15 protein-coding genes are annotated in these 18,796 nt (G+C 67.6%); 4 read left to right on the forward strand and 11 right to left on the reverse strand.

Annotated elements, in window-relative coordinates; translation table 11 throughout:
• The 3 genes from RD110_RS24330 to RD110_RS24340 all read right to left on the reverse strand — a co-directional run bounded on the left by RD110_RS24330 (window position 1) and on the right by RD110_RS24340 (window position 2,170).
• Entirely contained in the window at window positions 1–477 is a 477-nt protein-coding gene (locus tag RD110_RS24330) for an FKBP-type peptidyl-prolyl cis-trans isomerase (protein ID WP_076202933.1), read from the reverse strand.
• A 64-nt stretch (window positions 478–541) separates the two neighbouring features.
• Window positions 542–1,609: a pirin family protein gene (locus RD110_RS24335; RefSeq protein ID WP_076202936.1), complete on the reverse strand. Its 1,068-nt coding sequence runs from the start codon at window positions 1,607–1,609 to the stop codon at window positions 542–544.
• A 144-nt stretch (window positions 1,610–1,753) separates the two neighbouring features.
• On the reverse strand, window positions 1,754–2,170 hold the full coding sequence (locus RD110_RS24340; RefSeq protein WP_076202939.1) for a VOC family protein: 417 nt from the start codon (window positions 2,168–2,170) through the stop codon (window positions 1,754–1,756).
• 392 nt (window positions 2,171–2,562) lie between these two features.
• Here RD110_RS24340 and RD110_RS24345 point away from each other — a divergent pair, with 392 nt between their 5' ends.
• On the forward strand, window positions 2,563–4,986 hold the full coding sequence (locus RD110_RS24345) for a glucose/quinate/shikimate family membrane-bound PQQ-dependent dehydrogenase (RefSeq protein ID WP_239467314.1): 2,424 nt from the start codon (window positions 2,563–2,565) through the stop codon (window positions 4,984–4,986).
• Between the two features lie 31 nt (window positions 4,987–5,017).
• Here the strand turns inward: RD110_RS24345 and RD110_RS24350 are convergent, their stop codons facing one another.
• The 8 genes from RD110_RS24350 to RD110_RS24385 all read right to left on the reverse strand — a co-directional run bounded on the left by RD110_RS24350 (window position 5,018) and on the right by RD110_RS24385 (window position 14,839).
• Window positions 5,018–6,490, reverse strand: coding sequence for an NAD-dependent succinate-semialdehyde dehydrogenase (locus tag RD110_RS24350; protein WP_076202942.1), 1,473 nt, complete (start codon window positions 6,488–6,490; stop codon window positions 5,018–5,020).
• Between the two features lie 13 nt (window positions 6,491–6,503).
• A complete protein-coding gene (locus RD110_RS24355; RefSeq protein ID WP_076202944.1) occupies window positions 6,504–7,592 on the reverse strand; it encodes a tartrate dehydrogenase in 1,089 nt (362 codons plus the stop codon).
• Window positions 7,589–9,229, reverse strand: coding sequence for an ABC transporter ATP-binding protein (locus tag RD110_RS24360; protein ID WP_076202947.1), 1,641 nt, complete (start codon window positions 9,227–9,229; stop codon window positions 7,589–7,591). The genes RD110_RS24355 and RD110_RS24360 overlap by 4 nt, the downstream gene beginning before the upstream one ends.
• Entirely contained in the window at window positions 9,229–10,113 is an 885-nt protein-coding gene (locus RD110_RS24365; protein ID WP_076202950.1) for an ABC transporter permease, read from the reverse strand. The genes RD110_RS24360 and RD110_RS24365 overlap by 1 nt, the downstream gene beginning before the upstream one ends.
• Window positions 10,114–10,135: 22 nt before the next feature.
• The gene (locus RD110_RS24370; protein ID WP_076202953.1) at window positions 10,136–11,092 is read right to left on the reverse strand and encodes an ABC transporter permease; all 957 of its coding nucleotides are present in this window, start codon (window positions 11,090–11,092) and stop codon (window positions 10,136–10,138) included.
• Between the two features lie 69 nt (window positions 11,093–11,161).
• The gene (locus RD110_RS24375) at window positions 11,162–12,781 is read right to left on the reverse strand and encodes an ABC transporter substrate-binding protein (protein WP_076202955.1); all 1,620 of its coding nucleotides are present in this window, start codon (window positions 12,779–12,781) and stop codon (window positions 11,162–11,164) included.
• A gap of 72 nt (window positions 12,782–12,853) precedes the next feature.
• Window positions 12,854–14,146, reverse strand: a complete 1,293-nt coding sequence (locus RD110_RS24380) for an NAD(P)/FAD-dependent oxidoreductase (RefSeq protein WP_076202958.1) — start codon at window positions 14,144–14,146, stop codon at window positions 12,854–12,856.
• A 27-nt stretch (window positions 14,147–14,173) separates the two neighbouring features.
• Window positions 14,174–14,839 carry a haloacid dehalogenase type II gene (locus tag RD110_RS24385; protein ID WP_076202961.1) on the reverse strand — a complete coding sequence of 222 codons (666 nt, stop codon included), beginning with the start codon at window positions 14,837–14,839 and terminating at the stop codon, window positions 14,174–14,176.
• Between the two features lie 484 nt (window positions 14,840–15,323).
• On the opposite strand from RD110_RS24385, the gene RD110_RS24390 reads away from it, so the two are divergent.
• The 3 genes from RD110_RS24390 to RD110_RS24400 all read left to right on the forward strand — a co-directional run bounded on the left by RD110_RS24390 (window position 15,324) and on the right by RD110_RS24400 (window position 18,597).
• Window positions 15,324–15,677, forward strand: a complete 354-nt coding sequence (locus tag RD110_RS24390; protein WP_076205611.1) for a cupin domain-containing protein — start codon at window positions 15,324–15,326, stop codon at window positions 15,675–15,677.
• Window positions 15,678–15,735: 58 nt separating this feature from the next.
• Window positions 15,736–17,175 (forward strand): aldehyde dehydrogenase family protein, encoded by a 1,440-nt coding sequence (locus tag RD110_RS24395; RefSeq protein ID WP_076202964.1) that lies wholly within the window; start codon window positions 15,736–15,738, stop codon window positions 17,173–17,175.
• Between the two features lie 96 nt (window positions 17,176–17,271).
• Window positions 17,272–18,597 carry an NAD(P)/FAD-dependent oxidoreductase gene (locus RD110_RS24400; RefSeq protein ID WP_076202967.1) on the forward strand — a complete coding sequence of 442 codons (1,326 nt, stop codon included), beginning with the start codon at window positions 17,272–17,274 and terminating at the stop codon, window positions 18,595–18,597.
• Window positions 18,598–18,796 lie beyond the last annotated feature (199 nt).

Consider the following 18,796-nt stretch of genomic DNA (forward strand, 5'->3'; position numbering starts at 1 on the left):
TCAGTGGTGATGCCCGTGCTCGCCATGCACGTGACGGTGCGTGATCTCTTCCGCCGAGGCTTCGCGCACGTCCGTCACGGTCAATGAGAACTTCAACGCCTGGCCGGCATAAGGATGGTTGGCGTCGAGCAGCACCACCGGGCCCTTGATCTTGACCACGCGGAACGCGCGTTCCTGGCCGTCGTCGCCGGTGCCGCGCAGCGTCCCGCCGACCTTGACACCGGCGGGGAACTGGCTGCGCGGAATGGTGGTGGTCAGGCTTTCGTCGCGTTGGCCGAAGGCGTCGGCGGGCTGCAGCAGCACCGTGGTCGAGAAGCCCGGCTCCTGGCCGTCGAGCGCCGCTTCGATCTTGGGGAAGGTGTTGTCGTAGCCACCGTGCAGGTAGACCATCGGCGCCTTGCTTTCCTCGACGAGTTGGCCCTGGGCATTGGCCACCTTGTAGCGCAAGGTGACGACGGTGTCTTTGGTGATTTTCATGTTGAGGTTCGGTTTTCTCCGGCGCCACCGCCGGGCTGGGCGCGATTGTCGCCCAGCTTGCGCATCACACCGGGAGGGCGGGCGCGGCCTCGGGCCGCTCCTCGCGCCCGCCCGGGTGCCGCGCGAACCGCGCCGGGTCGCGGCCGTGCACCGGGGCGGCCTCGTCGAAGGACCAGCCGCCGAACTGCGTGCGGCGGTAATCGGCCATGGTCTGCGCGATCTCGGCCTGGGTGTTCATGACGAACGGGCCGTACTGCGCCACCGGCTCGGCGATCGGCCGCCCCTGCAGCATCAGGAACTCGGCGACTTCGGCACCGGTGTTGACGATGCCGACGTCCACCTGCGCGCGAACCTCGATGGCGGCATGCCGGTCCACGGCTTCACCGGCAACGCTGACCGCATCTCCCTTGAAGAAATACAGGTTGCGGCGCGTGGCCTCGCCCGCGGCGGCGGGCAGCGTCCAGCGTGCGCCGGGCTCGAGGCGCAGCGTCCAGATGGCGACGTCGGATTCGGCCTGCGCGGCCCAGGAATCGGGCGGCGGCGCGAGCGGCTGCACCGCCTCGACCGAAGCCTGCAGCCGCCCGGCGATGACCGCCACCTCGGTGCGCCGACCGGCGGCGTCCACGGCGACATGGCGCGGGATGTCGTGCGACCAGAACATGGTGAAGTGCGGGTCGGCCATCTTGTTGCGCGCGGGCAGGTTCAGCCAGATCTGGAACAGCTCCAGCGGGTTCGGCGCCGTCTGGTCGAGCAACGGGAACATCTCGGAATGGACCACGCCCCGGCCGGCGGTGAGCCACTGCACATCGCCCTGGCCGAATCGCGCCGTCGCACCCAGCGAATCGGCGTGGTCGATCAGCCCCTTGCGCACGATGGTCACGGTTTCGAAGCCGCGGTGCGGATGCGGCGGGAAGCCCGGCACCTGTTCGCCGTGGTACATGCTCCAACCGTCCTTGCGGCTGAAGTCCTGGCCGATGTCGCGCCCGGCGAGCGAGGCGGCCGGGCCCAGCTCGGCATTGGCCACGGGATAGGCGTCGTCGTGGTAGGCGCAGAACAGGAAGGGGTCGATCGTGGCCCACGGGAAACCGAGGGCTTTGATCTGAAGAATGGCTGGGTTCGCTGGGTTGGACATGGTTTGGCTTTCTGTGCGTGGGGCCGGCAAGCTGGCACCGGCGGCATGAGCCAAGCATATCGGGGTGAAAGCCCGTCGATCAAGCGACCGCGGCACGGCGCCGGCGGGACGGTGCGTCTCGCCAGCGTGGCCAATGCGGCCACTTCACACGGCAGGCGCTGGCTCGACCATCACCATCCACATGACGCCGAAGCGGTCGACCAGCATGCCGAAGCTTTCGGAAAAGAAGGTCTTCGCCAGCGGCATCTCGACACGGCCGCCCTCGGACAGCGCGTTGAAGAACTTCTCCGCCTCGGCCGGGTCCCGGGTCGGCAGCGACAGTGCAAAGCCCTGGAAATTGGACTGGCCCGAGCAGCGCCCGTCGGAGGCCATCACCATGCCCTCGCCGATGCGCAGGTTGGCATGCATCACCTTGTGGGCCGAGCCCGGCGGGCAGCTCGCGGGATCGGGGCTTTCGGTGTAGCGCAACAGCATGGTGATCTCGGCGCCGACCGCCTGGGTGTAGAACTGCAGCGCCTCTTCGGTGCGACCTTCGAAGAACAGATAGGGTTGGACAGGCATGGTGCTCCTCCTTGGGGCCTGGATGGATGGGATGCCGATGATGCGTCGGTTGCGGTGCCCCGTTGTGACCGGATGTGACGGACGTTGCCGCCGGTCGGCCACGCGGGCGTGAGGGCGTGCAGGGAACTGGTCCTACAGACAGGCCCGGCCAGGGCGGTTAGCGTGCACTTTTGGCACGGCGGCGGTCCCGCCGCCGATGCAGCATTTGATCTTCGGGAGATTTTGTGCCGATCCATGACCGCGATCCTCGCGCCTCCAGCCAGCCCAGCCTGTCGCGCCCCGCCTCTTCGCCAGGCAGCCTGCGCCAGGGTACGTCGCGTCCTTCGCGGCCCGTGCCCATCCAGCGCATCGCCAAGCCGCCGCGCAAATCACGCGCACCGGTCGGGTTCGGCGTGCTGCTGGTCGCCATCGGCATCGGCCTTGGGGCGGCCGGTGCGTGGTTGCTCGCGTTGGGCGGCTCCTGGTACTACGTGCTCGCCGCGCTGGGCTTCGTGGCCAGCGGCGTGCTGCTGGCCCAGCGCCGGCGTACGGCCCTGTGGATCTACGCGCTGTTGGTCACACTCACGCTGGCATGGTCGCTGTGGGAGTCCGGGCTCGACTGGTGGCCGCTGGCTGCGCGCAACGACGTGCTGTTCGTGCTCGGCCTGCTGCTGCTCACGCCCTGGGTGACACGCCCGCTGGCCCAGGAAAGACTCGGCATGGGCGGCGGGCGGGGCGCGCTCGGCGCGGCATTGGGCCTGTGTGCGGTGGTATCGGTCGCCTCCTGGTTTCATGACGCCCACGAGGTGACCGGCACCTTGCCGGCGCCGATCGCCTCGGCGCCCGGCGCAGCCACCGCAGGCGCCTCGGAACCCGCCGGGGAATGGCGCGCCTATGGCGGCGCGCCCGGTGGCCAGCGTTATGCGGCGATTTCGCAGATCACACCGCAGAACGTCGACCAGTTGCGGCCCGCGTGGCAATACCGCACCGGCGACATGCGCGGCCGGCCGGGCGATCCGGTGGAGACGACCTTCCAGGTCACGCCGCTGAAGATCGGCAACAGCCTGTTCCTCTGCACGCCGCATCAGTCGGTGATTGCGCTGAACGCCACCACCGGCGCCGAACTCTGGCGCTACGACCCTCAGATCCAGAGCCCGCTGGCGCTGCAGCATCTCACCTGCCGTGGCCTGTCGTACCAGGCCGCGCCATCGGCACCATCCATCGCCGTCCAGCCGACCGCCCCTGCACCGGCGCGCCTGGCGGTCTCCAACCAGGCCACGCTGCCCGAAGCCGCCTCCACCGCACGCAGCACCGCGAGTTGCCCGGCCAAGCTGTTCATGCCGACGGCGGACGGCCGCGTGATCGCGCTCAACCCCGACACCGGCGCGGTGTGCAGCAACTTCGGCGGCGGCCGCGGCCAGATCGACCTGTGGGCGCACATGCCCAACCTCAAGCCCGGCGCCTACTACTCGACGTCTCCGGTGGTGGTGACGGCGAAGCTCATCATCGTCGGCGGCACGGTACTCGACAACGTGTCGACCACCGAGCAGTCGGGCGTGATCCGTGCCTACGACATCGAGACCGGCGCACTGGTGTGGAACTGGGATTCGGGCAACCCCGACGCCACCGAACCCATCGCGCCGGGCCAGCGCTACACGCCGAACTCGCCCAACAGCTGGTCGATCTCGAGTGTGGACGAGGCGCTCGGCCTGGTCTACGTGCCGCTGGGCAACCAGCCGCCCGACCAGTGGGGCGGCGACCGCAGTGCCTCGGTGGAGAAATTCTCCAGCGCGATCGTGGCGCTCGACCTGGCCACCGGCAAGGTGCGCTGGCACTTCCAGACCGTGCACCACGACCTGTGGGACTACGACGTGCCGGCCCAGCCGAGCCTCGTGGACCTGAACGTCAACGGGACGATGGTGCCCGCACTCGTGCAACCGACCAAGCAGGGCGAACTGTTCGTGCTCGACCGCCGCACCGGTGCGCCGGTGCTGCCCGTGGCCGAACACCCTGCACCCCAAGGCGCGGCCGCGGGCGACAGGAGCGCGCCGACCCAGCCGCGTTCCACGCTGTCGTTCGACCCGCCGCCGCTGACCGGCGCCGCCATGTGGGGCGCCACGATGTTCGACCAGCTGGCCTGCCGCATCGCATTCCACCGGCTGCGCTACGACGGCCGCTTCACGCCGCCCTCGACCCAGGGCTCGCTGATCTACCCGGGCAACTTCGGCGTGTTCAACTGGGGCGGTGTGGCCATCGATCCGCAACGCCAGATGGTGTTCGCCACGCCCACCTACCTGGCGTTCACCTCGCGGCTCGTGCCGCGGCCCGACGCGAAGAAGCTGATGGTGCAGTCGCCCGGCGATCCCAAGGGCGACCTGCCCGCGCTCAACGAGAATTTCGGCGCACCCTTCGCCGTGAAGCTGGCGCCGTTCCTGTCGCCGCTCGGTGTGCCCTGCCAGCAGCCGCCCTGGGGCTACGTGGCCGGTGCCGACCTGCGCACGGGCCAGGTCGCGTGGATGCACAGGAACGGCACGGTGCGCGACCAGGCGCCGCTGCCCCTGCCTTTCAGGATGGGCGTGCCCAACCTCGGCGGGCCGGTGGTCACGGCCGGCGGCGTGGCGTTCCTGTCGGGCACGATCGACTACTACGTGCGCGCCTACGACGTGAGCACGGGCCAGCAGCTGTGGCAGAGCCGATTGCCCGCAGGCGGGCAGGCGACACCGATGAGCTATCTGGGAGCAGACGGACGCCAGTATGTGCTGGTGGTGGCCGGCGGCCATGGCTCGCTCGGCACGAAGGCCGGGGACTATGTGATCGCCTACGCGCTGCCGAAGTGATCGGGCACGGCCCAGCCAGGCCCGGCAGCCGTCAGTCCAGCGTGCCTTGGCAGAGGTACTTGGTGTGCATGTACTCGTCGATGCCGTGCACCGAGCCTTCGCGCCCGTAGCCCGAATCCTTCACGCCGCCGAATGGTGCGGCTTCGGCCGCCAGGGCACCTTCGTTGATGCCGACTATGCCGCATTCGAGCGCATCGGCCAGCCGCCAGATGCGGCGCACGTCGTTCGAGTAGAAATACGCGGCCAGCCCGAAAGGCGTGGCGTTCGCGGCCGCGACGACTTCGGCCTCGGTCTCGAAGCGGGTGATGGGTGCCACCGGGCCGAAGGTCTCCTCGCAGGAGCAGGCCATGCTGGCCGTGGCATCGACCAGTACCGTCGGTGCGAAGTAGTTCGCCCCCAGCGCGGGCAGGCGAAGACCGCCGGCCACCACGCGGGCACCGCCGGCCACTGCGTCCTGCACGTGGCGCTCGATTTTCTCGATGGCGCGGGCGTTGATCATCGGGCCGATCTGCGAGGCCGGATCGGTGGCCGGGCCGACCACCAGCGCGGCCACGCGCGCGGCCAGCTTTTCCACGAAAGCACCATGCACGCCGGCCTGCACGTAGATGCGGTTCGGGCAGACGCAGGTCTGCCCCCCGTTCCTGAACTTGGACACCATCAGGCCTTCGACCGCCGCGTCCACGTCGGCATCGTCGAACACGATGAAGGGCGCGTTGCCGCCGAGTTCGAGCGAGAGCTTCTTCAGCGTGTCGGCCGAACGTCGGGCCAGGTGTTTGCCCACCGGCGTGGACCCCGTGAAGGTGATCTTGCGCACGCGTGGATCGTCGAGCCACACATCCACCACTTCGGGCGTGCGCTCGCGTGAGGCCGTGACGATGTTGAGCACGCCCGGGGGCACGCCGGCCTCCTGTGCCAGCTTGACCAGCGCCAGAGAGGTCAGCGGCGTGTCTTCCGCAGGCTTGCAGACCACGGTACAGCCGGCGGCCAGTGCCGGCGCGATCTTGCGCGCGATCATGGCGGCCGGGAAATTCCAGGGCGTGATGGCGGCGATCACGCCCACCGGTTCCTTCAGGGCGAACATGCGCCGACCCGGCACCGGCGCGGGAATGATGTCGCCACCGGCGCGCGTGGCCTCCTCGGCGAACCATTCCACGTAGCTGGCGGCGTAGAGCACTTCGCCCTTGCCTTCGGCCAGCGGCTTGCCTTGCTCGCGCGAGATCAGCCGCCCCAGGTCTTCCTGGTGCGCGACGATCAGGTCGTTCCAGCGCTTGATGATCTGGGCGCGCTGCTTGGCCGGCACCTTGCGCCAGCCGGCGAAGGCGGCATGGGCCGCATCCACCGCGGCGCGGGCGTCGGCGGCCGTGCCGTTGGGCACGCTGGCGAAGACGAGGTTGTTGGCGGGGTCGCTCACGTCCAGGCGGCGGGCGTCGCTGGCCTCGCACCATTCGCCACCGATGAAATGGCGGCCGGGCAGGAGGTCTTGGCGTTGAAGAGAAAGTGGCATGGTCGGTTCTGTTTCAGGCTGCGGCAACGAGTTTGGCAATGGCCGCGCCGACTTCGGTGGTCGAGGCCGTGCCGCCGAGGTCGGGCGTGCGCGGGCCTTCGCGCAGCACGTCTTCGATGGCCCGCACGATGGCGTCGTGCGCGGCGCGGCCCAGGCCTTCGCCGCGGGTCATGAAGTCGAGCATGAGCGCACCGGACCAGATCATGGCGATCGGATTGGCGATGTTCTTGCCGTAGATATCGGGTGCCGAGCCGTGCACAGGCTCGAACAGCGAGGGAAAGCAGCGCTCGGGGTTGAGGTTGGCCGATGGCGCCAGGCCGATCGTGCCGGTGGTGGCCGGGCCCAGGTCGGACAGGATGTCGCCGAACAGGTTCGTGGCGGCCACCACGTCGAAGCGCGTGGGCTGCAACACGAAGCGCGCGGTGAGGATGTCGATGTGCTGCTTGTCCAGCGCCACGTCCGGGTAGTCCTTGGCCACGGCTTCGGCGCGCTGGTCCCACCAGGGCATGCTGATGGCGATACCATTGGACTTGGTGGCCAGCGTGACGTGCTTGCGCGGCCGGCTCTGGGCCAGGTCAAAGGCGAAACGTAGCAGGCGGTCGGTGCCGCGGCGCGAATACACCGACTCCTGGATCACGATCTCGCGCTCGGTGCCCTCGTACATGATGCCGCCGAGCGAGGTGTATTCGCCCTCCGTGTTCTCGCGCACCACGTAGTAGTCGATGTCGCCGGGCTTGCGGCCGGCCAGCGGGCAAGGCACGCCTTCGAACAGGCGCACGGGGCGCAGGTTGATGTACTGGTCGAACTCGCGGCGAAACTTCAGCAGCGAACCCCAGAGCGACACGTGGTCGGGCACGGTGGCCGGCCAGCCCACCGCGCCGAAGTAGATCGCGTCGACACCCTTGAGCTGTTCCTTCCAGTCGTCGGGCATCATCTGGCCGTGGGCCAGGTAGTAGTCGCAGCTGGCCCAGTCCATGGTGCGGCATTCGAGTTCGAAGCCGAAGCGCTCCGCCGCGGCCTGCACCACGCGCAGGCCCTCGGGCAGCACTTCCTTGCCAATGCCGTCGCCGGCGATCAATGCGATGCGGAATGTAGGTGTCATGTCTGTGGTTCCAGTGGAGTGGTGTGCCGGGCGCTGTCCATTTCGTCGAGCCAGCCGCAGCGGAGTTCGGGCACCGAACGTGCCAGCAGTTCGTAATAGGGATGGTGCGGGCCGCGGTCGTAGTCGGCCCGCGCCACCTGGGCCAGCTTGCGGCCGTGCTGCATCACCACGATCTCGTCGCACACGGCGCGCACGGTGTGCAGGTCGTGGCTGATGAACAGGTAGGACACGCCGAGCTCGCGCCGCAATTCGGCGATCAGGTCGAGCACGGCCGCGCCGACCACGGTGTCCAGTGCCGAGGTGACCTCGTCGCACAGGATCAGGTCGGGCTCCGCAGCCAGCGCGCGCGCCAGGTTCACGCGCTGCTTCTGTCCGCCCGACAGGCCGCCGGGCAGGCGCCCGGCCACGGTGGCGGGCAGCTTCACCAGGTCCAGCAGTTGCCGAATGCGGCGCTGCAGCGGCTCGCCGCGCAGGCCCTTGTAGAACACCAGGGGCCGCGCCAGGATGGACTCGATGGTCTGCGACGGATTCAGCGCCGTGTCCGCCATCTGGAACACGATCTGGATCTGACGCAGCTCTTCCTTGCTGCGCTGCGCCAGTTGCGGCTTCAGTTCGCGGTTGTTGAACAGGATCGTGCCGTGGCAGGGCTTGATCAACCCGGCCACCGCGCGGGCCAGCGTGGTCTTGCCCGACCCCGATTCGCCGATCACCCCGATGGCCTGCCCCCGGTACAACCGGAGGTCGATGTTCTCCAGCACCATCTTGGCCGGTTGGCCCTTGGCATCGACCGGGCCGTAGCCGGCACTGAGGTCGTGGATGTCGAGCAGCAACTGGCTGTCGCGCACGGTGGGCGGCGACACCCGCGGCACGGGACGTGCTGCGGCCAGCAGGCTCTTGGTGTAGTCGTCGCTTGGTGCGGCCAGGATCTGCGGCGTGGGATTGATCTCCCGCATCTGGCCGCCGCGCAGCACCAGGATGTGGTCGGCCATCTGGGCCACCACGGCAAGGTCGTGGCTCACGTAGACGGCCGTGGCGCGGCGTTCGCGCACCACGCGGCGGAAGGCGCGCAACACCTCGATCTGCGTCGTCACGTCGAGCGCGGTGGTGGGCTCGTCGAGGATCACCAGGTCGGGGTCGGCAATCAAGGCCATCGCCGCCATCAGCCGCTGCAACTGGCCGCCGGAGACCTGGTGCGGATAGCGCGAGCCGATGGTTTCCGGTTCGGGTAGCGCCAGTTCGCGGAACAGGTCCACCGCCTTGGCCTCGGCCTCGGCACGCGTCATCAACCGGTGGATGGCCGCCGGCTCGACCACCTGGTCCATGATGGTCCGCGATGGGTTGAACGAAGCCGCCGCACTCTGCGCGATGTAGGCCACCTTGCGCCCGCGCAGCGCACGCTGCTGCACGGATGAGAGGTTCAACACGTCGACCTCTCCGATGCGCACGCTGCCCGCGGTGATGCGGCAGCCGTCGCGCGCATAACCCATCAGCGCCAGCGCGGTGGTGGTCTTTCCCGAGCCGGATTCGCCGATCAGCGCCAGCACCTCGCCGGGTGCAATGGAAAAGCTCAGGTCATCGACCAGGGTCTGCCCGCCGGCCTGGATGCGCAGGCCTTGAACCACGACGGAAGCGCCCATCAGCGTGCTCCCTTTTCCCGCGCGGCGCGGCCGGGCAGGTTGTCGATGACGAGGTTGACGGCAATGGTCAGGCTGGCAATCGCCAGCGACGGCACGATCACCGAGGCACCCGCCTCGGGCAAAGCACCGATGTTCTCGCGCACCAGCGAACCCCAGTCGGCCGCCGGCGGCTGGATGCCGAGGCCGAGGAAGCTCAGGCCGGCCAGCAGCAGCACCACGTAGACAAAGCGCAGCCCGAGGTCGGACAGCATCGGGCCGAGGATGTTGGGCAGGATTTCGCGCAGCATGATGTAGAGCGTGCCCTCGCCACGCGTGCGGGCCACGGTCACGTAGTCCAGCGCGTTGATGTTCACCGCCAGCGAGCGCGCGATGCGGAAGGCGCCGGGCACGTAGATCACGGCCGCGGTGGCCACCAGCATCGCCACCGAAGAGCCGAAGCCGGCCACCATGATCAGCGCGAACATCTTGCTCGGAATCGCCGTGAGCGTGTCCAGCAGGCGGCTCAGCGTGGCGTCCACCGCGGGGCTGCTGGCCACGGCGAAAAGCGCGAGTGTCGTTCCGGTGCCACTGGCGAGCACCGTGGCCAGCAACGCCACGCCGACGGTGTAGCGCGCGCCATCGATCACGCGCACCAGCATGTCGCGGCCAAGGTAATCGGTACCGAGCCAGTGCGCGGCGCTCATTGGCCCGAACACCTCGCCGGCCGCCGAACCGGCCAATTCACGCGACAGCATCGCCGGGCCGAGCAGTGCGGCCAGCAGCCAGAAGGCCAGCAGCAGCAGGCCGACGATGCCGGACAGGCCGAAGCCCGAGAAACGTCGAAAGAGCCGCCCCCGCGCTGCGGGCGCAGTCCCCGCGTCTAGGGGCTGAACAGTGTTTTTCATGGGACAGTCTCTCTCTTTTTGTTCAACGGTGGCGCAGACGCGGGTTGGCCACGATGCCGCAGACATCGGCCACGGTCACCAGGATCAGGTAGCCGGCGCAGAAGATCATGGCGCAGGTCTGCACCAGCGGCATGTCGCGCTGCGAGACGCCGTCGACCATCAGCTTGGCGATGCCCGGGTAGTTGAAGATGGTCTCGACGATGATCACGCCGCCCAGCAGGTACGACAGGCTCAGCGCCACGGCGTTGGCGATCGGGCCGATGGCGTTGGGCAGCGCATGGAACATCACCATGCGCAACGGCGAAGCCCCTTTGAGCCGGACCATCTCGATGTAGGGCGCTTCGAGCTGGTCAATCACCGCGGCGCGGGTCATGCGCATCATCTGGGCGATGATCACGCAGCACAGGCTCAGCACCGGCATGGCGAAGGCCCGCAGCACCTGGCCGACGGACTCGATGTCGCTCACATAGGAGAGCGCCGGCAGCCAGCGCAGCTTGACGGCGAAGACCAGCACGGCCAGCGTGGCCACCAGGAACTCGGGCACGGACACCACGGCCACCGCACCGGTGGAGGCCACGCGGTCGAACCACGAGCCGCGCCACACCGCGGAAGCAATGCCCAGCGTGAGCGCGATCGGCACGGAGAACAACGCGGTCACCGCGGCCAGCAGCAGCGAGTTCGGCAGCCGGCTGGCCACGAGCTCGCCCACCGGCAACTGCGTGGTGGCCGAAGTACCGAGATCGCCACGCGCGATGCCGCCGAGCCACTTCAGGTAGCGCAGCGGCGCGGGCACGTCCAGCCCCATCTGCGCGCGCAGCGCGGCCAGCGCCGTCGGCGTGGCATCCTGGCCGAGTTGCTCCTCCGCCGCATCGCCGGGCAGCACCGCGGTGATGGCGAACACCAACACCGACACCGCCAGCAGCGACAGCAGCGAAATCGCCACGCGGCGGACCAGCAGGCCAAGGATCAGGCGGTTCATCTCAGCGGCCCCGCGGCAAGGTTTCTCGCACGCCCTGCCCGGCCCTGCACTTCAGGGAGTGGGAGGAATTCATGCGTCCAGCCAGACGTTTTCGGCGAACGAGTACCCCATCAGCCCGCCCAGTGGAATCGGCGACAGGCCCTTGAGCTTGCTGCTGTGTCCGTCGATGCTGGCCAGGAACATCGGGATGCCGATACCGGCTTCCTGGTGGATCATGGTCTGCATGTCGGCATACTGCTGCTTGCGCTTGGCCTGGTCGGTCTCGGCGCGGGAGGCGAGCAGCAACTGGTCGAACTTCGGGTTCTTCCAGCGCGACTCGTTCCAGGCGGCATCGGACTGGAAGAACTGGGTGAGCAGCGTGTCGGCGCTGGGGCGCGGGTTCACGTTGCCGAAGCCCACCGGGCTGTTGAGCCAGTGGTTGGACCAGTAGCCGTCGGCCGGCATGCGCTTCAAGTCGATGTCCAGGCCGATGCGCTGGCCGGTCTGCTGCAGCAGCAGCGCGATCTCCACGGAATACATCGCGGCGGGCGAGGTCACCATCGGCACCTTGCCGGTCACGCCCGATTTCTGCAGGTGGAACTTGGCCTTGTCCAGGTCCATGGTGCGCTGGGGCAGGCCGGCAAAGTAGAAGCGGTTGGTCGGGTCGATCGGCTGATCGTTGGCAATGACGGCGTAGTCGAGCGCGATGGTCTTCTTCATCTGTTCCCGGTCGAACAGGTACTTCATCGCCATCGCAAAGTCGGGGTTCATGCCAGGGCCGACGTCGCGGCGCATGATCAGGTCCGAATACTGGCCCGATTGCGTGGTGAAGATCGCATAACCCGGCGTGCCCTTGACACGCGCCACCGAGCGCGGGTTGACCGAGGCCACCAGGTCCATGCCGCCCGACAGCAGGGCGTTGACACGTGCGCTTTCGTCACCGATGCCCACGAACTCGATCTCGTCGAGATAGGGCTTGCCCGGCTTCCAGTAGGCCTCGTTGCGCACCACCAGAGAACGCACGCCGGGCTTGAACTCCTTGAGCTTGTAGGGGCCGGTGCCGATGCCGGCGTTGAAATCCGTGGTGCCGTCCTTGACGATGTGGAAATGGAAGGTGCCGACGATGACCGGCAGGTCGGCGTTGGGCGCGCTGAGCACCACGGTGACCTCGTTCGGGCCGGTGGCCTTCACGCTGTCGATCTGGTCGGCCAGCACCTTGGCCTTGGAGGCGGTCGCCGGGTCCTTGTGGCGCATCAGCGAATACACCACGTCGGCCGGCGCCAGCGCCTTCCCGTCATGGAAGACCACGCCCTTGCGCAGGGTGAACACCCAGGTCTTCGCGTCGGTGGTGCTGAAGGACTCGGCCAGCGCCGGCTGCGGCGTGAGGCTGCTGTCGAGCGAGGTCAGGCCGTTGTAGAGCATGGTGCCGCGCGAGTAGTCGGTCTGGTTCGACTGCTTGGCCGGATCGAGTGTGTCATTCGCCGCGGCCGTGGCACCGGCCACGCGAATGCGGCCTCCTTTGCGCGGTGTGTCGGCATGCGCCGAGATGGCCGCCGTGGCCAGCCCACCCGCGAGCGTGGCCTGCATGCCGCCGGCCAGCAGCATCGACAGGATATCCCGCCGCGTGGCGCCGCGTCGCAGCGAATCCATCACACGGGTGCTCTCGGCGGGACCGACGAAGCTGTCGAACTTGTTTTTGCTGTCGCTCATGGTGGGGTGCTCCTGTTGACCAAAGTTGAAAAACTGACTCGAAAAACGATTGAAGGGAAACGCTGGCAGCCTTCAGGCCAGCCGGTCCTTGAGGCGGTAATAAAGTCCCACGGCCGGCAGGAACCAGGGCGGCCCGAAGTGCCCCGGAATCGCCGGCCAGTCGCGGCCGCGCCAGGGATTGGCGCTCGCGTCGCCGGCCATCACGGCCGCCATGCGTTCGCCCATGTGCACCGACATCTGCGTGCCGTGCCCGCTGTAGCCCATGGCATAGAACAGGCCGTCGCGTTCACCCGCGTGCGGCAGCCGGTCCTGCGTCATGTCGACCAGCCCGCCCCAGCAGTAGTCGATGCGCACCTGGCCGAGCTGAGGGAAGGTTTCGGCCATGCCCGCACGCAGGATCTCGCCGCTGGCCGCATCCGACTGCGGGCTCGAGATGGCGAAGCGCGCGCGGCCGCCGAACACCAGCCGGTGGTCGGGCGTGAGCCTGAAGTAGTGGTGGATGTTGGCCACGGTGGTGTAGGTGCGGCGCTCCGCCAGCAGCGCCCGGGCCCGTTCTTCGCCCAGGGGCTGCGTCACCACGATGAAACTGCCGATCGGCACGATGCGCCGGCGCAGCCAGCCGAAGCTGCCGTAGCCGCCATGGCGCGAGGCGCCCGTGGCCAGCAGCACCTGGTCTGCCGCCACGCTGCCGCGCGCCGTCTGCAGCACGTGGGCCTGGCCTCGGCCGACGCGTTGCAGGCGCTGAACGCTGGCGCCGGTGTGGATCTGCGCGCCCTGGCGTTCGGCGGCGCCGGCCAGGCCGGCCGCGAAACGACCCATGTGCATCTGGCCGCTGCGCTTGTAGAGCAAGCCGCCGTGGAAACGTTCGCTTTGGACCTCGGCATTCACCCGCGCGGCGTCGAGGATCTCGACGTCCGTGTCCACACCGTCGGCGATCAGCCGATCGGCGCTGCGCTGCAGTGCGTCCATCTGGTTCGCCCGGGTGGCGAGCTTGAGCTTGCCGTGGCGCAGGAAGTCGCAGTCGATGGCCTCCTCGCGCACCAGGCGGGCCACCGTGTCCACAGAGGCATCGTAGGCCTGGTACCAGGCGCGCGCCGTGGGCACGCCGACCTTGGCCGCCACCTCCGCATAGTCCACGGCCAGGCCGTTGTTGACATGGCCGCCATTGCGGCCGGAGGCTTCCGCGGCCACGCGGTCACCGGCTTCGAATACGGCTACCGAGGCGCCGCGCTTGGCCAACGCCAGCGCCGCCGACAGCCCGGTGAAGCCGCCGCCGACGATGGCCACGTCCACCCGTGCCGGCAGATCGCGCCGGGCCGGCGTGAAGGCCGGTGCCGAATGGGTCCAGTAGGAGTCGAGCTTCATGGCGTGGATGGGATCGTCCGGTACAGATCAGAGGCCGACCACGGCCGGCAAGCCGCCGATGTCCTGGATCTCGGTGTAGCGGTAGGCGGGGTTGCCCGGGCCGTGGCCGCGGTTGACGAAGACCTTGTTGACGATGCCCATGTCGTCGGCCGACATCAGGTCATAGCGCAGGCTCGACGAGACGTGCAGCACATCTTCGGGGTTGCAGCCCAGCGAGTCGATCATGTATTCGAATGCCTTCAGGCGTGGCTTGTAGGCCTGGGCCTGCTGGGCGGTGTAGACGCGGTGGAAGGGCGCGCCGAGCATGGCCACGTTCTTCTGGATCTGCGCATCGGCGGCGTTCGACAGGATCACCAGGGGAATCTCGTGGGCGATCTTGGACAGGCCGGCGGCCACATCTTCGTGCGGGCCCCAGGTCGGCACCGCGTCGTAATACTGCTGGGCGTCACTGTCGAGGTACTGGATCTTCCACTTCTTGCACAGCCGCCGCACGGCGTTCTTCAGCACCACTTCGTAAGGCTGCCAATCACCCAGCACCTCGTCGAAGCGGTAGGCGGTGTAGTCGGTGATGAAGGCATCCATGCGGTCAGCCGGAATGCGATCGGCAAAGATCACCTTGGTCATCTCGCCCATGCGGAAACGGGTGAGCGTGCCGTAGCAGTCGAAGGTGATGTACTTGGGACGAAAGGCCATGGTTTCTGATCCTTGATGTACCGGTTTCCGACCGGGAGCGGGTGGCGATATAACTGGTTTTCGCGACGTTCTGATGTGAGGTGATTGAATCACGCGTCCTCAGAATGGTTGTATGGAAATGATCGGCGTTTTGGCCCCTGGCTGCTGTTTGAAATGGGGGGCGCGGCATGGCGTGCGGTTCGCACCATATACGTGCAACGTGCACCGCCGTGTTCGAGGTTCCGCCCTTTCGTGCGCCTTCCAAGTGCCGCCTGTCCGGCTGTCGTCACCGGCTTCAGTCGCCCCGGGGAAGCAGCCATGCCAGTGTTGTTGCCCTGCGTGGCAGCACCTGGACGCTGTCCTTCACACGCCCGGCAGATTGCACTGTGACAGGCCGCAAATCGCACATTTTTCGCCGTTGCCGGCACCTGCTTCGGCACCCGCGCGGACACGGGTTCCCTAGCATAGAAGCATCCAGCAACACACCTTGGACAAGGCCAACTTCATGTCAAAACTTCTCGTCTCCTTCAACCTCGACCAGCTCGGCGAACCACGCGAATACCGGCCACCGGCGGAGCGCGTCATCGAGGGCGACATCGTCTGCCGCAATTGGGACATCGACACTGCCAAGGATGGCCAGGTGCGTGCCGGCGTGTTCGAATCGACGGTCGGTTTGAATCACTCCATGAAGGGCGAGACCTGGGAGTTTTGCCTGATCCTTTCCGGCGTGGTGGAGATCACCGAAGCCGGTCAGGCGCCGGTGACCTACAAGGCCGGCGACTGTTTCATCATGAAGCCTGGCTACGTCGGCACCTGGCGCACGATTGAAACCGTGCGCAAGGTATGGGTCATGGCCTGAAACAAGGATGCAGCGCCCGGACAGCATGGACCACCCCACCAGCACATAAAACCAGATCATGGCAGATTCCAAACTCACCCTCGACGACGCGCGGCTCTACATCGATGGCCAGTGGCTCGACCGCTCCAGCGCTGCGCAGATCGCCGTCGTCAACCCATCCACGGAACAGGTCGCGGGGCATGTCGCCGCCGGCTCATCGGCCGATGTCGATCTCGCCGTGGCCGCGGCCCGCCGCGCGTTCGAGACTTTCTCCAACAGCACGGTCGAGGAGCGACTGGCCCTGCTGGGCCGCATCCTGGCGCTGCTGGAGGAACGCGCGGAACTGTTCGCACAGGCCATCGTGACCGAAATGGGCGCGGCCGTCAGCTTCGCCCGGGCGTCCCACGTGCCTTATGCCATCGCCCATGTGCGCGTGCAGATGGAGGTGCTGCAGCGCTACACCTTTCTCAACAACGAGGACGGCACTGCCTTGGCCAAGGAGCCGATCGGCGTCTGTGCACTCATCACGCCCTGGAATTGGCCGCTCTACCAGATCACCGCCAAGGTGGCACCCGCCATCGCCGCCGGCTGCACCGTGGTGCTCAAGCCCAGCGAACTTTCGCCCTACAGCGCGCAGCTGTTCGCGCAGGTGATGCACGACGCCGGCGTGCCGGCCGGCGTGTTCAACCTGGTCGGTGGCACCGGTGAAGTCGTCGGTGCGGCGCTGGCGTCGCACCCGGATGTCGACATGATTTCCATCACCGGGTCGACGCGCGCGGGTGTGCTGGTGGCCCAGGCGGCCGCCGTGACGGTCAAACGGGTGGTGCAGGAACTCGGCGGCAAGTCGCCCAATGTGTTTCTTGACGATGCCGACTTCGAGAACGGCGTTGCCAAGGGTGTGCTGGCAGGCATGCGCAACGTGGGCCAGTCGTGCAGCGCCCCGACCCGGATGCTGGTGCCAGCGTCGCGCCTGGCCGAGGTGGAAGCCTTGGCACTGGCAGCCGCGGCCAGCATCGCAGTGGGCGACCCGAGCGACGAAAAGACCGCCATGGGCCCGATCGCCAACGCCGCGCAATTCGCCCGGGTGCAGGCCATGATTGCGGCCGGCATGGAAGAAGGCGCCAAGCTGCTGTGTGGCGGGCTGGGCCGACCGGCCGGACTGACGCACGGCTTCTTCGCTCAGCCAACGGTGTTCTCGAATGTGACGCCCGGAATGCGGATCGCACAGGAGGAAATTTTCGGCCCGGTACTGGTGATCATGCCGTACAGGGACGAGGCAGAAGCGATCGCCATGGCCAACGACACGGTCTACGGCCTGGGTGCCCACCTGCAGTCGAGCGACCTCGATCGCGCACGGCGCGTGGCCGGCCGCATCCGTGCCGGGCAGGTGAACATCAACTACCCCACATGGAACGGGCACGCGCCTTTCGGGGGTTACAAGCGCTCTGGCAACGGACGCGAATATGGCGTCCACGGTCTGGAGGAATACCTGGAGACCAAGGCCATCATTGGTTACTGATGGCGCCGCCGACGAACCGGGTGGCCAAGGTTCGGCGGCTGGTGATCGCGAATTCCTTCTTTTGATCTTCATTCACTCTGACCCGACCTCCAGACCATGCCAGCACCTCTGACCGCCATAGACACCACGCCAGACCTGCCGACCCACGCCGACGTGGTCGTCATCGGTGGCGGCATCATCGGGTGCTTCACCGCCTATTACCTGAGCAGACGCGGACTCAAGGTTGCGCTGGTCGAGAAGGGCCGCATTGGCGCGGAACAGTCGAGCCGCAACTGGGGCTGGTGCCGCCAGCAGAATCGCGATGCCCGTGAATTGCCCATGGCCACCAAGAGCCTGGACCTGTGGGAGCTGTTCAGCGCCGAATCCGGCGAAGACACGGGCTTCAAGCGCTGTGGGCTGCTCTACCTCAGCAACAGCGAGGCGGAACTGGCCGGCTGGGCACGCTGGGGCGAATTCGCCCGCACCGTCAACGTGAAAACACAGATGTTGACGGCCGAAGAGGCTGCCCAGCGCGGACGCATCACCGGCAGGCCGTGGAAAGGCGGCGTCTTCTCGCCCACCGACGGCACGGCCGACCCTTCACGTGCGGCCCCGGCTGTGGCTCGCGCCATCATGAAGCTCGGCGGCAGCGTGCACCAGGCATGCGCTGCGCGCGGCGTCGAGATGGAAGGCGGCAGCCTATCCGGCGTCGTCACGGAGAAAGGCACGGTGCGCACCAAGATCGCCGTGCTGGCGGGCGGCGCATGGGCTTCCTCTTTCTGCCGGCAGTACGGCATCCGGTTTCCGCAGGCGGCCATACGACAGACGGTGCTGGCGGTGTCGCCGGGGGCCAGTGAACTGCCGCCCGCGCTCCATACCGCCGCCGTGTCCATGACCCGGCGCAGCAATGGCGGCTACACGGTGGCCATCAGCGGTCGCGGGCGGGTCGATCCCACGCCGCAGTTGCTGCGCTTCTCCGCCCAGTTTCTGCCCATGTTCCAGCGCCGCTGGCGCAACCTGGCTCCGGGCGGCCTGGAAGGCATACGGTCGGGCCACGAAGGAATGTCGCGCTGGCGGCTGGACCAGCCGACACCGATGGAGCGCATGCGCATCCTCGATCCAGCGGTTGACAAGACGGCCGTTCGCTTGACGTACCGCCGCGCATTGGACCTGGTCCCCGCACTGAAAGACCGCGAGGTCACGGCCGCATGGGCCGGCTATGTCGACAGCACGCCTGACGGGGTGCCGGGCATCGGCGAGATGGCCAGCGTGCCGGGCCTGGTCCTGGCCGCAGGCTTCAGCGGACACGGGTTCGGCATCGGTCCCGGCGCCGGTCATCTGATTGCCGACATCGTCAGCGGTGCGACACCGCTTGTCGATGCCAGACCCTACCACCCCGACCGCTTCCAGTCGTCGGCCTGGGGCAAGGTTGCAGAGTTCTAAGCGCATGCCGTCTCAGAGCAGGACCCGAGACGGGAAATCGCACTGGATGGCCAGCAACAGCGCGCAGCATTTGTGTCCGTCAGCCGGCACGTCGCCGCAGCGAATTTCAAAATTCGGTGGCCATACAGCGGAAGCTTGCGAGTTGCCGACTGACGACGATGCGCTATGGCGCTCCACCCGGTTGTGGGCCAAGATGCAC

It is taken from the genome of Rhodoferax koreense (assembly GCF_001955695.1).
Lineage (GTDB): Bacteria > Pseudomonadota > Gammaproteobacteria > Burkholderiales > Burkholderiaceae_C > Rhodoferax_B > Rhodoferax_B koreensis.

Excerpts from the sequence above, each read along its gene's own strand:
- RD110_RS24330 (WP_076202933.1), bottom strand. The coding sequence starts at position 477 with ATGAAAATCACCAAAGACACCGTCGTCACCTTGCGCTACAAGGTGGCC.
- RD110_RS24375 (WP_076202955.1), bottom strand. The coding sequence starts at position 12,781 with ATGAGCGACAGCAAAAACAAGTTCGACAGCTTCGTCGGTCCCGCCGAG.
- RD110_RS24340 (WP_076202939.1), bottom strand. The coding sequence starts at position 2,170 with ATGCCTGTCCAACCCTATCTGTTCTTCGAAGGTCGCACCGAAGAGGCG.
- RD110_RS24335 (WP_076202936.1), bottom strand. The coding sequence starts at position 1,609 with ATGTCCAACCCAGCGAACCCAGCCATTCTTCAGATCAAAGCCCTCGGT.
- RD110_RS24355 (WP_076202944.1), bottom strand. The coding sequence starts at position 7,592 with ATGACACCTACATTCCGCATCGCATTGATCGCCGGCGACGGCATTGGC.
- RD110_RS24395 (WP_076202964.1), top strand. The coding sequence starts at position 15,736 with ATGGCAGATTCCAAACTCACCCTCGACGACGCGCGGCTCTACATCGAT.
- RD110_RS24370 (WP_076202953.1), bottom strand. The coding sequence starts at position 11,092 with ATGAACCGCCTGATCCTTGGCCTGCTGGTCCGCCGCGTGGCGATTTCG.
- RD110_RS24365 (WP_076202950.1), bottom strand. The coding sequence starts at position 10,113 with ATGAAAAACACTGTTCAGCCCCTAGACGCGGGGACTGCGCCCGCAGCG.
- RD110_RS24360 (WP_076202947.1), bottom strand. The coding sequence starts at position 9,229 with ATGGGCGCTTCCGTCGTGGTTCAAGGCCTGCGCATCCAGGCCGGCGGG.
- RD110_RS24400 (WP_076202967.1), top strand. The coding sequence starts at position 17,272 with ATGCCAGCACCTCTGACCGCCATAGACACCACGCCAGACCTGCCGACC.
- RD110_RS24385 (WP_076202961.1), bottom strand. The coding sequence starts at position 14,839 with ATGGCCTTTCGTCCCAAGTACATCACCTTCGACTGCTACGGCACGCTC.
- RD110_RS24350 (WP_076202942.1), bottom strand. The coding sequence starts at position 6,490 with ATGCCACTTTCTCTTCAACGCCAAGACCTCCTGCCCGGCCGCCATTTC.
- RD110_RS24390 (WP_076205611.1), top strand. The coding sequence starts at position 15,324 with ATGTCAAAACTTCTCGTCTCCTTCAACCTCGACCAGCTCGGCGAACCA.
- RD110_RS24380 (WP_076202958.1), bottom strand. The coding sequence starts at position 14,146 with ATGAAGCTCGACTCCTACTGGACCCATTCGGCACCGGCCTTCACGCCG.